Raw genomic sequence first — 13850 nt, forward strand, 5'->3', positions numbered from 1 at the left:
TGGCCTTGACACTTTGGTGCGGTTCGCGCGTGTGAAGCGCGCACCGTTCCTGCGCGTCACGCATCGTCCGAGGGATCGGGCGGTCTTCGGTAGTGGCTGCCGGGAGTTCGGCTCCCGGCCGCTTCGATCGACGGCCGTAGCCGCATCCAGGACGGGAATCTGTTGCGCTAGACGTGCGAAACAGTTGAATACCCGACAGAGAGGCTGTACGGACACTTATGTCTGCAGTTGAAACCGACGAAGGCGTCTTCGAATCGACCGCCGTCATCGACAACGGGAGCTTCGGCACCCGCACCATCCGCTTCGAGACCGGCCGGTTGGCCCGGCAGGCCGCCGGCTCCGTCGTCGCCTACCTCGACGACGAGACCATGCTGCTCAGCGCCACCACCGCCAGCAAGACCCCGAAGGATCACTTCGACTTCTTCCCGCTCACCATCGACGTCGAGGAGCGGATGTACGCGGCGGGCCGCATCCCCGGTTCGTTCTTCCGTCGTGAGGGCCGCCCGTCCACCGACGCGATCCTGACCTGCCGGCTGATCGACCGGCCGCTGCGTCCCACGTTCGTCAGCGGCCTGCGTAACGAGATCCAGGTCGTGGTCACCGTGCTGAGCCTGGATCCCAAGGATCTGTACGACGTGCTGGCCATCAACGCCGCGTCGGCGTCCACGCAGATCGCGGGTCTGCCGTTCTCCGGTCCGGTCGGCGGCGTGCGCGTCGCGCTGATTGAGGGCCAGTGGGTGGCGTTCCCCACCGTCGAGCAGCTGGAGAAGGCCGTCTTCGACATGGTCGTCGCCGGCCGGGTGGTCGGCACCGGTGACAGTGCCGACGTCGCGATCATGATGGTCGAGGCCGAGGCCACCGACAATGTCATCGAACTGATCAACGGTGGCGCCGGTGCGCCGACGGAGGCCGTGGTGGCCGAGGGCCTGGAGGCCGCCAAGCCGTTCATCGCCACGCTGTGCAAGGCGCAGGAAGAGCTGCACGCCGCCGCGGGCAAGGAAACCGCCGACTACCCGGTGTTCCCGGACTACGCGGACGACGCCTTCGATGCCGTGGCCGCGGTGGCCACCGACGCGCTGGCCGAGGCGCTGTCGATCGCGGGCAAGGCCGAACGCGATGCCCGCACCGACGAGATCAAGGGCGAGGTGCTCGAGCGTCTGGGCGAGACGTTCGCCGGTCGCGAGAAGGAGATCGGTGCCGCCTACCGCGCGTTGACCAAAAAGCTTGTGCGCCAGCGCATCCTGACCGATCACTTCCGCATCGACGGCCGTGGCATCACCGACATCCGGGCGCTGAGCGCCGAGGTCGCCGTCATTCCGCGGGCCCACGGCAGCGCCCTGTTCGAGCGCGGCGAGACCCAGATCATGGGTGTCACCACGCTGGACATGGTCAAGATGGCCCAGCAGATCGACTCGCTGGGACCGGAGACCACCAAGCGCTACATGCACCACTACAACTTCCCGCCGTTCTCGACCGGTGAGACCGGCCGCGTCGGCTCGCCCAAGCGCCGCGAGATCGGCCACGGCGCGCTGGCCGAGCGTGCGCTGATGCCGGTGCTGCCGTCGGTCGAGGAGTTCCCGTACGCCATCCGCCAGGTGTCGGAAGCGTTGGGCTCCAACGGGTCCACCTCGATGGGTTCGGTGTGTGCCTCGACCCTGTCGCTGTTGAACGCCGGTGTGCCGCTGAAGGCACCGGTGGCCGGTATCGCCATGGGTCTGGTGTCCGACGAGGTGAACGGGGAGACCCGTTACGTCGCCCTCACCGACATCCTGGGCGCCGAGGACGCGTTCGGCGACATGGACTTCAAGGTCGCCGGTACCAAGGACTTCGTCACCGCGCTGCAGCTGGACACCAAGCTGGACGGTATCCCGTCCCAGGTGCTGGCCGGTGCGCTGAGCCAGGCCAAGGATGCGCGCACCACCATCCTCGAGGTGATGGCCGAGGCCATCGACGAGCCCGACGAGATGAGCCCGTACGCGCCGCGGATCACCACCATCAAGGTGCCGGTCGACAAGATCGGCGAGGTGATCGGGCCCAAGGGCAAGATGATCAACTCGATCACCGAGGAGACCGGCGCCTCGATCTCCATCGAGGACGACGGCACCGTGTTCGTGGGCGCCAGCAACGGTGAGGCGGCGCAGGCGGCGATCGACAAGATCAACGCCATCGCCAATCCGCAGTTGCCCAAGGTCGGCGAGCGGTTCCTCGGCACGGTCGTCAAGACCACCGATTTCGGAGCGTTCGTGTCGCTGCTGCCGGGCCGCGACGGGCTGGTGCACATCAGCAAGCTGGGCCGGGGCAAGCGCATCGCCAAGGTCGAGGACGTCGTCAAGGTCGGCGACAAGCTGCGCGTCGAGATCGCCGATATCGACAACCGCGGCAAGATCTCGCTGGTCCTGGTCGCCGAGGAGGGCGAGACTGCCGAAGCTCCCGCTGACGCTCCTGCAGATGCCGCGACCGCTGACGCGTAGTCCACGGGCCGCATTCGTCAACGCGGCTCGAACCTCGCCGCTTGATCGTCATGCCACCTAAACCGGCGTTGCGCCGCGGATCCGGCGGCGCGGACACCTCCGAGGCAGTGCGGGCCACCACGCTGCCCGGAGGGTTGCGGGTGGTCACCGAGTACATCCCGTCCGTGCACTCCGCATCGGTCGGGGTGTGGGTCGGTGTCGGATCCCGTGACGAGGGGCCGTCGGTGGCCGGCGCCGCGCATTTCCTGGAGCATCTGCTGTTCAAGTCGACGCCGACGCGCTCGGCGGTCGACATCGCGCAGTCGGTGGACGCGGTGGGCGGCGAGCTCAACGCGTTCACCGCGCGCGAGCACACCTGCTACTACGCGCACGTGCTGGACACCGACGTGGAACTCGCGGTTGACCTGGTCGCCGATGTGGTGCTGCGCGGCCGCTGTGCCGTCGAGGACGTCGAGGTGGAACGCGATGTGGTGCTCGAAGAGATCGCCATGCGCGACGACGATCCCGAGGACACCCTCGGGGATGTGTTCCTGTCCGCCATGTTCGGTGATCACCCGGTCGGCCGTCCGGTGATCGGCAGCACGGAATCCATCGAGGCGATGACCCGTGCCCAGCTGCACTCCTTCCACGTCCGCCGGTACACACCCGAGCGCATGGTGCTCGCGGTCGCCGGCAACATCGATCACAAGCACGTGGTCGCGCTGGCCCGGGAGTACTTCGGCCCGCACCTGGTTTCCGGGCGCGGCCCGCTGCCGCACCGCAAGGGCACCGGTCGCGTTCCCGGGCAGCCAGGGCTGCTGGTGGTCAACCGCGACTCGGAGCAAAGCCATGTGCTGGCCGGCGTGCGGACGCCCGGACGGTACTGGGAACACCGCTGGGCGCTGTCGGTGCTCAACAACGCGCTCGGCGGTGGACTGAGTTCCCGTCTGTTCCAACAGATCCGGGAGACCAGGGGGCTGGCGTACTCGGTCTACTCGACCATCGACATGTTCTCCGACGCCGGTGCGCTGTCGGTGTACGCCGCGTGCCTGCCGGAGCGTTTCGACGAGGTGGTGCGGCTGGCCACCGATGTGCTGGCCGAGGTGGCTCGCGACGGCATCACCGAGGCCGAATGCCGCATCGCCAAAGGCTCGCTTCGCGGCGGATTGGTGCTGGGCCTGGAGGATTCGGGCTCGCGCATGCACCGGATGGGTCGCAGTGAACTCAACTACGGAGCTCACCGCACCATCGCCGAGACGCTGGCGCAGATCGACGCGGTGACCCTCGACGAGGTCAACGCGGTGGCGCGCAAGCTGCTCGCCAGACCACTGGGTGCCGCCGTGCTGGGGCCGCACAAGTCGAAACGCTCACTGCCGCAACGTCTCCGACAGATCACGGGCTGACCGGTAGAGTCGGGGGCATGCGACTGTCCCGACGTAGCGCCCTCATCGGTGGCCTGACCTTCGCCGCGGCCGTCTGCACCACGGCACAGGTGCACGCCGACCCCGGATCCCCGCTCGACCAACGGATCGGCGCCTTGGAACGCCGGCATAACGCGGTGGTCGGCTTGTCGGCGGTCAACCTGGACGGGCCGGGCGCGGTGTCGCATCGCGCCGACGAGTCCTTCGCCATGTGTTCGACGTTCAAGGCTTACGCCGCGGGCCGGATATTGCAGGGCGTGAGCCGCGGTGAATTCTCCCTCGACGCAACCGAATTCGTCGATCCGGCTGCGGTGGTCGCGAACTCGCCGCGGACCGGGCCGCGAGCGGGCACCGAGATGACGCTTGCGGACCTGTGCCAGGCGGCGCTGCAGGTCAGCGACAACACGGCGGCGAATCTGCTGCTGAAGCGGCTCGGCGGTCCGCCGGCGATCACCGCGTACGCGCGCAGCATCGGGGACGAGCGGACCCGGCTGGACCGTTGGGAGACCGAGCTGAACTCGGCGATTCCCGGCGACCTCCGTGACACCAGCACGCCGGCGGCACTGGCCGGCGGGTATCGCGCGCTGCTGGCCGGGGATGCGCTGGCCCCGCCGCAACGGTCGTTGCTGGAGCAGTGGATGCGGGCGAACGAGACATCGAGCATGCGGGCCGGGCTGCCGCAGGGGTGGACCACGGCGGACAAGACCGGCGGCGGCGATTACGGCAGCACCAATGATGTCGGCATCGCCTATGGACCCGACGGCCGGCGGGTGCTGCTGGCGATCATGACGCGCTCGGCCGCCGACGATCCGAAGGCCGACGCGTTGCGACCGCTGATCGGCGAGCTCGCCACCCTCGTGTTGCCCTACCTGCTGGACCCGAACCACCCGTGATGACACGCGTCGCCCGGCCGGAAGATCCAGCCGGGCGACGGTAGGGGTGAAACGTCAGGCCAGCACGGCCGCCGGGTCGGTGAACGGCAGGCCGAGGTCGTTGGCGACGTGCTCGTTGAGCAGCGCGCCCTCGTGGGTCGAGAGTCCCTTGGCCAGCGCGGCGTCCGCGGCGCACGCGGCCTGCCAGCCCTTGTCGGCGAGCTTGAGCACGTACGGCATGGTGGCGTTGGTCAACGCGTAGGTCGACGTCCGCGGCACCGCGCCCGGCATGTTGGCCACGCAGTAGAACACCGTGTCGTGCACCGCGAAGGTCGGGTCGTCATGGGTGGTGGGCCGGGAATCCTCGAAGCAGCCACCCTGGTCGATCGCGATGTCGACCAGAACCGCGCCGGATTTCATCTGGGCGACAGTCGCATTGGTGACCAGCTTGGGAGCCTTCGCGCCGGGCACCAGGACCGCGCCGATCACCAGGTCGGCCTGCTTGACCGCATCTTCGAGATCCAGGCTCGAGGAGTAGCGGGTCTCGATGGCGCCGCCGTACTCGGCGTCGATCTTGCGCAGGGTGTTGACGTTGAGGTCGAACACGGTGACGTGCGCGCCCATACCCCAGGCCACGGCGGCCGCGTTGTCGCCGGCCATACCGCCGCCGATGACGACGACCTTGGCCGGGGCGACACCGGGCACACCGCCCATCAGCACACCGCGACCGCCCTGGGTGCGCATCAGGTGGTAGGCGCCGACCTGGGCGGCCAGCCGGCCCGCGACCTCGCTCATGGGGGCCAGCAGGGGCAGGGCATTGTCGGCGGTCTGGACGGTCTCGTACGCGATCGAGGTGGTACCCGAGGCCAGCAGCGCATCGGTGCACGGTCGGGACGCCGCCAGGTGCAGGTAGGTGAACAGGGTCTGGCCCTTGCGCAGGCGCGAGTATTCGGCCTCGATGGGCTCCTTGACCTTGAGCAGCAGGTCGGCCTCGGCCCACACCTCGTCGGCGGTGGCGGCGATCTGGGCGCCGACGGCCTTGTAGTCGCTGTCCGACAGCGCCGAGCCCTCGCCGGCGCCGGCCTGGATGACGACCTCGTGGCCACGGCGGGTCAGTTCGGCCACGCCGGCCGGGGTGATGGCGACGCGGAACTCGTTGTTCTTGATCTCGGTCGGGATGCCGACGCGCATTTCATGCTCCTGTGGGGACCGGTGGTTTCTGCGTATCAGTGTGAAGAACCTTCGCCCTGGAGGCAATGACCTTGATGTTAATTCGCTAGACTCCTGCCATGCGTGAACAATCAACGCCCGCGCGCGTGCGTCTGGCTCCCGGGCCGAAGGATGTTCGACCCGCCGAGCTCGACGACATCGACCGGCGGATGCTGCTGGCCCTGCACGCCGATGCCCGCATCTCCAACAGCGCGCTGGCCGAGACCGTCGGCATCGCCCCCTCCACCTGCCACGGCCGGCTGCGCCGCCTGCAGGAGATCGGGGTGATCCGTGGCTTCTACACCGATATCGATCCGGCGGCGGTGGGGCTGACCATGCAGGCCATGATCTCGGTGAGCCTGCAATCGAACGCGCGCGGACGCATCCGCGACTTCATCGCCCAGATCCGTAAGCGGCCTCAGGTGATGGACGTGTACTTCCTGGCCGGCGGCGACGACTTCATCCTGCATGTCGCCGCCCGCGACACCGAGGACCTGCGGTCGTTCGTGGTCGAGAACCTCAACGCCGACGCCGACGTGGCCGGTACGCAGACCTCGCTGATCTTCGAGCATCTGCGCGGTGCCTCGCCGCTTTAGCGCGACACCAACTCCGGGTGGAACGCGGCCACCATCCGGCGGATACCGTCGCGCCAGTCCACCGCGGTATCGCCGACCAGTCCATGCATCAGCGTCGTATCGGTGGGGCCGCCGCGCAGGGCCTGCTCGCTCACCTCGAACACCGGCTCGGTGCCGATGAGTTCGCCGATGAAGGTGCACCACTGCTGCAGGCTCACCGTCTGATCGCCACACCAGTTGACCGTCGTCGCCGGCACCGACGCGGCGGCGAGCATCCCCGGCAGCATCGCGAGGATGTCGTCCTGGTGGATGGGGTTGTAGTAGGCGGGCCCGCCGGGCGGAACCGGGATCGGGACGCCCGCACGCATCATCTCCATGTGGTAGAACGGCCAGCCCCCGTTGTCGCCGTAGGGCACGTTGAGCCGGGCGATCACCGTCGGCACCCCGAGCGCGCGGGACATGGTCCGCGCCACGACCTCACCGGCGATCTTGGAGATGGAATACGTCGGCAGCATCGACTTGTGGTTGTCACCGAGCGCGGTCGACTCGGTGCGCGGATCATCGTCGGGCGGGTCGTAGACGGCGGCCGACGAACAGTGCAGGAATGCCTTCGCATCGGCACAGTGCGCCATCAGCAGCCCCACCGATTCGGCGTTGGCCGCCAGATCTTTGTCCCAGCGTCCGCTCTTGGCGACCGCCAGATTGAGGACGTAGTCGAAATCGGCGGGCACACCGCTGAAGTCGCCGGCGGCCAGATTGGCCGGTACGCAGCGAATCCCGGCCCGTTCCAGATTGTCTCGGGCCGCGGCGTCGGTGAACCTGGCGATGCCCCACACTTCGTTCTCGGCGGCCAGTGATATCGCCAGCGGTGCGGCGACCTGTCCGGTCGGTCCGCTGATGAGGATCTTCGCGCCATGCATGGCGAGATGCTACTCGGCGCGCAGCACCAATCCGTTGCCTTCGGCGCCGGTCAGTGTCAGGCGATCGGCATCGACCGACGCCGTGACCGAACCGGTGAGCACCCGCAGGATCGACCGTTCGATGTCACCGACCTCGCCGGCACACGCCGGGCCGCTGCGGTTCAGCGGCCCGAAGGTTGCGGTGTCACCGGTGACGTCGACGCGACCATAGAAGGTGTTGCATCCGGTCCACCCGGTGACCGTCCGGTCGGGACGAAAGGTCAGTCCGGGCTTGGACTGTTCCAGCGCCACCGATGTCATGGCGGCCTGCCCGGTGATCAGGGTGTCCACCCGCCAACTGGTGCCGATCAGCGGACGGTCCGGGTCCACCACCGACCTGTCACGCAGCGTCACCGTCGTCGCCGGGCCGTGCAGCGTGAGGGTGTCCCCGGACAGCGCCCACGACGGCTGCGCCTGGAACAACCGGTCCACCCAGGCGTCGGCGTCGCCGACCGGCGGCGGGCAGGCCATCATCGTGGTGGCCAGCTGTGTGACCACCCGGCCGTCGCCGAGATCGACGGGGCCGGATCCGTGATTGCAGCCGGCGAACGTGCGGATCTGCCCGCCGGCGAAGGTCACGGTGAGTGGCGCGCCGCCGGGAATCTGCTCGCCGGCCACCGCCACCGAGACGAAGGTCCGGCCGTCCAGCTCGTCGCCCACCTCTGCCGCGGCGGTGCCCGAACAGCCGGCCGCGGCCAGCGCGGCCACCGTGATCGGCAGGGCGGCGGGGTGCAGGCGCATGGTTCCACGGTACGGGCACCGCAGTAGGCTGCCCCCATGCGAGTGGGAGTATTGGGTGCCAAGGGCAAGGTCGGCGCGACCATGGTGGCCGCGGTCCAGGACGCCGCCGATCTGGAACTGTCGGCCGAGGTCGATGCGGGTGATGCCCTGACCATCCTGACCGACAGTGACACCGAGGTCGTCATCGACTTCACCCACCCCGATGTGGTGATGGACAATCTGAAGTTCTTGATCGACAACGGTATTCACGCCGTCGTGGGAACCACCGGGTTCACCGACGAGCGCATCGCCCAGGTGCGCGCCTGGCTGGACGCCGCACCCGGCGTCTCGGTGCTCATCGCCCCCAACTTCGCCATCGGCGCCGTGCTCACGATGCACTTCGCCAAACAGGCCGCCCGGCACTTCGAGTCCGTCGAGGTCATCGAACTGCACCACCCGCACAAGGCCGATGCGCCGTCGGGCACCGCCGCGCGCACCGCCAAGCTCATTGCCGAGGCACGGAAAGGGTTGCCGCCCAATCCCGATGCCACCAGCACCGGGCTCGCCGGTGCCCGCGGTGCCGATGTCGACGGCGTCCCGGTGCATTCGGTTCGGCTGGCCGGACTGGTCGCCCACCAGGAGGTGCTGTTCGGCACGACGGGTGAGACCCTGATCATCCGGCACGACAGCCTGGACCGCACGTCGTTCGTACCGGGGGTGCTGCTGGGGGTCCGTAAGGTCGCCCAGTACCCCGGCTTGACCATCGGCATCGAACCGCTGCTCGATCTCTGATGGCCGGTGAGGGTGTGCGCAGCCTGCGCATCCAGCTGTTGATCGGCTTCATGTGTGTCGCGATGGTCGTCTACTTCGTGATGCTGGGCCGGATCGCGTTCGCCTTCCTGGCCTCGGGGGAGTGGGCGGCCATCGGACTGGGGGTGGCGCTGCTGTTGCTGCCGATCGTCGGTGTGTGGGCGATGGTGAGCACCCTGCGGGCCGGTTTCGCACATCAGCGGTTGGCCCGGCTGGCCCGGGAAAGCGGCATGGAACTCGACGTCAGCGCGCTGCCGCGGATGCCGTCCGGCCGGATCGACCGGGACGCGGCCGACGAGCTGTTCGCAACGGTGCGCGACGAACTCGAGGCCGATCGGGACAACTGGGTGCGCTGGTACCGGCTGGCCCGTGCCTACGACTACGCCGGTGACCGCAGCCGCGCGCGGGAAACCATGCGCACAGCTGTCGAGATGGAACGGGCGGTGCACCGCGCGTGAGGCTGCTCGTCGTGCACCACACGCCCTCTCCGCACTGCCAGGAGATGTTCGAGGCGGTGCTGGCGGGGGCGACCGATCCGGATATCGCGGGTGTCGAGGTGGTGCGCCGGCCGGCCCTGACGGTGTCGCCGGTGGACATGTTGGCGGCGGACGGCTATCTGCTCGGCAGCCCGGTCAACCTGGGCTATCTCAGTGGGGCGCTCAAGCACGCCTTCGACGAGTCGTATTACCAGATCCTGGATTCCACCCGCGGCCGGCCGTTCGGCTTGTGGTTGCACGGCAACGAGGGCACCGAGGGCGCCGAACGCGCCATCACCGGTATCACCGCGGGGCTGGGCTGGGTGAAGGCCGCCGAGTATGTGGTGGTTTCGGGCAAACCGGGCAAGGCTGCGCTGGAGGCGTGCTGGAATCTCGGGGCGACGGTCGCCGCTGCGTTGATGAGCGACTGAGCCGCGGCAATCAGAGATTGCCCCGGTCTTCAGATGAGGTCGGGGTGTCACCAATCGACGGGAGAATCTGACATGGCGGTGTTGGTCAATGCCGACAACTTTGTCCGTGCCGAGACGCACAGGATGTTCGCCGATATCCAACGCGACGCGGGCGGGGTCAATGTGTTCCGGCACAACCGCCTGCCGGCGTCGATCGATGAGCAGACCGTCATCCGGCTGAACCGGGACACGTTGTACAGCTTTGCCATCCTCGACCTTGCGGAACCGGCCTGGCTCACCCTTCCCGAATCCGACGGGCGGTACATGTCCGCGATGGTGGTGAACGAGGACCACTACATCAACGTGATCCTGCACGAGCCGGGCCGTCACCTTCTGACCCAGGAGCTGAGTGGGTCGCGGTACGTCATGGTCGGTGTCCGCACCTTGGTGGATCCGCTCGACCCGGACGACGTCGCTGCCGTGAGCGCCCTGCAGGACCGGATGGCGCTGGAGACGAGCTCTTCGGAAACTTTCATCGCGCCGGACTACGACAAAGCAAGTCTGGACAAGACTCGAGACGCCCTGCTCAGCCTGGCGAGTGGTCTGACCGCATTCGAGCGGACCTTCGGACGTCCGGACGAGGTGGATCCGGTCCACCACCTCATCGGCACCGCCGCCGGATGGGGCGGGTTGCCGACCTCGGAGGCCTCCTATGTCGGTGTCGACCCGGCGTTACCGCCGGGTGATTACGAGCTGACCTTCAAAGATGTTCCGGTCGACGCTTTCTGGTCGGTCTCGGTCTACAACGCTGCGGGTTTCTTCGAGCCGAATCCGCGAAACCTGTACTCGGTCAACAGTGTCACCGGGGTGCCGAACGAGGACGGGTCGATCACCGTGCGCTTGCGGGCCGAGGTCGGCGACGAAGCTCCGCCCAATTGCATCATCACACCGAACGGCTGGAACTACCTGATTCGGTTGTACCGTCCACGCAGCGAGTTCTTCACCGGCGCCTGGACGGTGCCTGCGCTCACCGCCGGGTGACGTACAGCTCACCCGGCGGTCTCAGCCGCCATCGCGGCCACGTTGTCGCGCGCGGTGACAGGTTCGTCGTCGACGACGTTGTAGGTGCCGCCCAAGCAATCCAGCGCCGCACCCGGCCCGAACCGGCGGGCACTGTCCTCGGCGGCGTGGGTGCCCTCGGCGATGAAATTCCGCTGTGTGGGCAAGCTTTCGTCGATCCAGCGATCGCCGCCGTCGCGGTAGATCATCACCACCGACTCCTGGATCACCCGCCGAACACCATCGGCACGCTCAGCGGACCGCGGATGGCCGGCGTGTCGCGCCAGCTCACCGGGCCGGAAAGCGCGGGTCGGCGGGCGAGGATCGCGGGCAGGGCGATGGACAGCTCGAGCTGCGCCAGCGCCGCGCCCAGGCAGTAGTGCGCGCCGTATCCGAACGACAACGGCGCGGGTGCGGCGCGGTCCAGCCGCAACCGGTCAGGTTCGTCGAACACCGCGGGGTCGCGATTGGCGGCGGCGACCGCCACCAGCACGCTCTGGCCCGCCTCGATGGTGATCCCGTCGAGGCGCTGCGTGGTGGTGGCGGTGCGCACGGTGGACTGCACCGGAGCGTCCAGCCGGATCAGTTCGGCCACCAGCGCCGGGTCGGCCGGGTCGACGCGGTCGGCGATCCGGGCGCCGTCGGCATCCGGGGTCAGGACGGTCATCATCGCCGCCCCGAGCAGGTTGGCGGTGGTCTCGTGGCCGGCGACGGCGATCAGGATGGCCGTCGTCACGACCTCGTCGAGCGACAGGGCCGGATCCCCGGCGATGAAGCTGAACAGGTCATCGCCCGGATGTGTCCGCCGGTCGGCCGCGGTGGGCAGGAACTCGGCCATCAGCGCCGCCGAAGCGGCCGTCCCGGCGGTCATCTCGTCCGGGTCGGCCAAGGTGCCGAGCATCCGGATGATGACGGGGGACACCTCCCGCAGCAGGTGCGCGGCATCGCTGCCGAGGTCCAGCCACGCGCTGATGACGGCAATCGGCAGGGGCAGCGCGATCTCGGCCATGAAGTCGAACTCGGTTGCCGCCGGTTGATGCCCGATCAGACTGTCGGCGATCGACCGCACCCCTTCGCCGAGGTCGGCGACGAAACCGCGGGTGAAGACGTCGCGGACCGATCCGCGTAGCCGTCGGTGTACGTCACCGTCGGCGAAAAGCATGGAGGAGCGCGCGAATTCGCGGCCGACGGCGTCCACCGACGCCTGCGCCAGCGCGTTGGCGAACGGGTCGCTGGTCCAGCCCGTTCCGCCGAGCACCTGGCGGGCCGCGTCGTATCCCAGCACCAGCCAGGCCTGGGCGGTGTCGTCCCACACCACATTGCCGTGCCGGCGCCGGCGCTCGTAGAACGGGTACGGATCGGCGGCGTCCCACGGCAGCCGGGCGGAACGAATCTCAGCGCTGGTCATGGTGATCCAATCCGAACGGCAGGCCGCGCTCCCGCACCCAGGCGACGTGCCGGCGGCCCAGATCGCTGGTGGGTTCGGCCAATCCGTCCATGTCGTCGACGGAATCGCGGGCGTTGAACGTGGCGTGCAGCGTGGTGAAGATCGCGTTCATCGAGAGGTTGAGCCGGGAGAAGAAGACGAAATCCGGCGGCACCGACATCCGGCGCAGCGGGTGGTCGGAGGCGCGGACGTCGACGAGGTACTCGATGGCCCGCGCGGAGGCCTGCTCGGTGTAGGTGGCCGGCTGCGGACCGATCAGTTCGTGGACGACCCCGGCATACCAGGCATGGGCGTCATCGGCGGTGAGGGTGGAATCCTCGGCGAAGAAGCCACTTTCCACCATCGACGCGCGCAGCTCGTCCTTGCGGCCGGTGATCGCGGCTTGCAGCATCGTGACGATCATCCGGCGGGTGCGTTCGGTGAGCACCTTCACGCAGCCGAAGTCGAGGAAGCCGACCGTGCCGTCGGTGCCGAACCGGTAGTTGCCGGGGTGCGGGTCGGCGTGGAACAGGTTGGCGTGCCGGTAGGAACCGGTGCTGAACCGGCTGATCACCTCGGCCCAGGTGTTCTTCAGGTCCTGTGTTGCGTTCTGTGCTGCGGCCCAATCCAATCCGTGCAGGTAGGTCATGGTCAGCACGCGGTCGCCGGAGGCCTCGGGGATGACGTCGGGCACCCGGATGAACGGGTGTCCGCGATACAGGTCGGCGAATGCCGTGATGTGGGCGGCCTCCTGCCGGTAGTCGAGTTCCTCGGAGATGCGTGCCGAGATCTCGGCGGCGGCCTCGCCGATATCGGGCAGGGCCGCGCCCAGCGTGCCGGCCGCACCCGCGGCGAACCGGAACACGGTGGAGAGCAGTTCGGTGTTGGACAGATCGTCGCGGATGGCCTGCGCCACACCCGGATACTGGATTTTGACCGCGACCCGGCGGCCGTCGTGCAGCACCGCGCGATGCACCTGACCGATGGAGGCCGCAGCCATGGGTTCGCTGTCGAACTCGGCGAACAGTTCACCGGCCGGGCGCCCGAGTTCGGTCTCCAGAACGCGGTGTGCCAGCGCGGAGTCCATCGGTGGGGCGCCGGCCTGCAGGCGGGTCAGGGCCTCCTGATAGGGCGAGAGTTCGCCGGCGCCGATCGCGGCGGCGTCCACCATCGACATCAATTGCCCGGCCTTCATCAGGACGCCCTTGGAGTGGCCGAGCAACTCGACGTACCGCTGCGCGGTGCGTTCGTGGAAGCGCTCGACGGCGCCGGTGTCACCCGCCTTCTCGCGCAACGTCGCCACCACGCGTCCGCCCGCCGCCCGGGCGGTGAACCCCGCCACCGGCATCGTGCGGCGTACCCGTCCGCGCGGGACCGCGCGATCGCTGCCCGGCATCGGGCCTCCTCGGGTTATAGTGATGTCCTACCGAATATATGTACTCACTTATGGATGGTCAAGGGTG

14 protein-coding genes are annotated in these 13850 nt (G+C 68.4%); 8 read left to right on the forward strand and 6 right to left on the reverse strand.

Annotated features, from left to right (window positions below; genetic code table 11):
- Positions 1-218 precede the first annotated feature (218 nt).
- From AWB94_RS17935 to bla, 3 genes are read left to right on the forward strand one after another with little or no spacing between them, the layout of a single operon-like run.
- Positions 219-2471: a polyribonucleotide nucleotidyltransferase gene (locus tag AWB94_RS17935; RefSeq protein ID WP_062656480.1), complete on the forward strand. Its 2253-nt coding sequence runs from the start codon at positions 219-221 to the stop codon at positions 2469-2471.
- A 50-nt stretch (positions 2472-2521) separates the two neighbouring features.
- Positions 2522-3853 carry a M16 family metallopeptidase gene (locus tag AWB94_RS17940; protein ID WP_062656481.1) on the forward strand — a complete coding sequence of 444 codons (1332 nt, stop codon included), beginning with the start codon at positions 2522-2524 and terminating at the stop codon, positions 3851-3853.
- 17 nt (positions 3854-3870) lie between these two features.
- Entirely contained in the window at positions 3871-4764 is an 894-nt protein-coding gene (gene bla / locus AWB94_RS17945) for a class A beta-lactamase (RefSeq protein WP_062656482.1), read from the forward strand.
- Positions 4765-4818: 54 nt separating this feature from the next.
- Here the strand turns inward: bla and ald are convergent, their stop codons facing one another.
- Complete coding sequence (gene ald, locus AWB94_RS17950) at positions 4819-5934, reverse strand: alanine dehydrogenase (RefSeq protein WP_062656483.1); 1116 nt, start codon at positions 5932-5934, stop codon at positions 4819-4821.
- Between the two features lie 98 nt (positions 5935-6032).
- On the opposite strand from ald, the gene aldR reads away from it, so the two are divergent.
- Complete coding sequence (gene aldR / locus AWB94_RS17955) at positions 6033-6548, forward strand: HTH-type transcriptional regulator AldR (protein WP_062656484.1); 516 nt, start codon at positions 6033-6035, stop codon at positions 6546-6548.
- Here aldR and AWB94_RS17960 read toward each other — a convergent pair.
- Together AWB94_RS17960 and AWB94_RS17965 are read right to left on the reverse strand one after the other, a co-directional pair.
- Entirely contained in the window at positions 6545-7447 is a 903-nt protein-coding gene (locus AWB94_RS17960) for an NAD-dependent epimerase/dehydratase family protein (RefSeq protein ID WP_062656485.1), read from the reverse strand. The genes aldR and AWB94_RS17960 overlap by 4 nt on opposite strands.
- 9 nt (positions 7448-7456) lie before the next feature.
- The gene (locus tag AWB94_RS17965; RefSeq protein ID WP_062656486.1) at positions 7457-8227 is read right to left on the reverse strand and encodes an META domain-containing protein; all 771 of its coding nucleotides are present in this window, start codon (positions 8225-8227) and stop codon (positions 7457-7459) included.
- Between the two features lie 36 nt (positions 8228-8263).
- Here AWB94_RS17965 and dapB point away from each other — a divergent pair, with 36 nt between their 5' ends.
- The 4 genes from dapB to AWB94_RS17985 all read left to right on the forward strand — a co-directional run bounded on the left by dapB (position 8264) and on the right by AWB94_RS17985 (position 10943).
- Positions 8264-8998, forward strand: coding sequence for a 4-hydroxy-tetrahydrodipicolinate reductase (gene dapB / locus AWB94_RS17970; RefSeq protein ID WP_062656487.1), 735 nt, complete (start codon positions 8264-8266; stop codon positions 8996-8998).
- Positions 8998-9474, forward strand: a complete 477-nt coding sequence (locus AWB94_RS17975) for a hypothetical protein (protein WP_062656488.1) — start codon at positions 8998-9000, stop codon at positions 9472-9474. Before dapB ends, AWB94_RS17975 begins: the two co-directional genes overlap by 1 nt.
- Before the next feature lie 44 nt (positions 9475-9518).
- Entirely contained in the window at positions 9519-9923 is a 405-nt protein-coding gene (locus AWB94_RS17980) for a flavodoxin family protein (protein WP_062656489.1), read from the forward strand.
- A gap of 72 nt (positions 9924-9995) precedes the next feature.
- Positions 9996-10943 carry a DUF1214 domain-containing protein gene (locus AWB94_RS17985; protein WP_062656490.1) on the forward strand — a complete coding sequence of 316 codons (948 nt, stop codon included), beginning with the start codon at positions 9996-9998 and terminating at the stop codon, positions 10941-10943.
- 8 nt (positions 10944-10951) lie between these two features.
- On the opposite strand, the gene AWB94_RS17990 is transcribed toward AWB94_RS17985, so the two are convergent.
- Genes AWB94_RS17990 through AWB94_RS18000 form a run of 3 tightly spaced genes read right to left on the reverse strand, consistent with a single transcriptional unit; the run spans position 10952 to position 13783 of the window.
- A complete protein-coding gene (locus tag AWB94_RS17990) occupies positions 10952-11191 on the reverse strand; it encodes a hypothetical protein (protein WP_062656491.1) in 240 nt (79 codons plus the stop codon).
- The gene (locus AWB94_RS17995; RefSeq protein ID WP_062656492.1) at positions 11188-12369 is read right to left on the reverse strand and encodes a cytochrome P450; all 1182 of its coding nucleotides are present in this window, start codon (positions 12367-12369) and stop codon (positions 11188-11190) included. The genes AWB94_RS17990 and AWB94_RS17995 overlap by 4 nt, the downstream gene beginning before the upstream one ends.
- Positions 12356-13783: an ABC1 kinase family protein gene (locus AWB94_RS18000; protein ID WP_084395110.1), complete on the reverse strand. Its 1428-nt coding sequence runs from the start codon at positions 13781-13783 to the stop codon at positions 12356-12358. The genes AWB94_RS17995 and AWB94_RS18000 overlap by 14 nt, the downstream gene beginning before the upstream one ends.
- Between the last annotated feature and the right edge of the window lie 67 nt (positions 13784-13850).

Origin of the sequence: Mycolicibacterium canariasense, assembly GCF_002101555.1 — a bacterium.
Lineage (GTDB): Bacteria > Actinomycetota > Actinomycetes > Mycobacteriales > Mycobacteriaceae > Mycobacterium > Mycobacterium canariasense.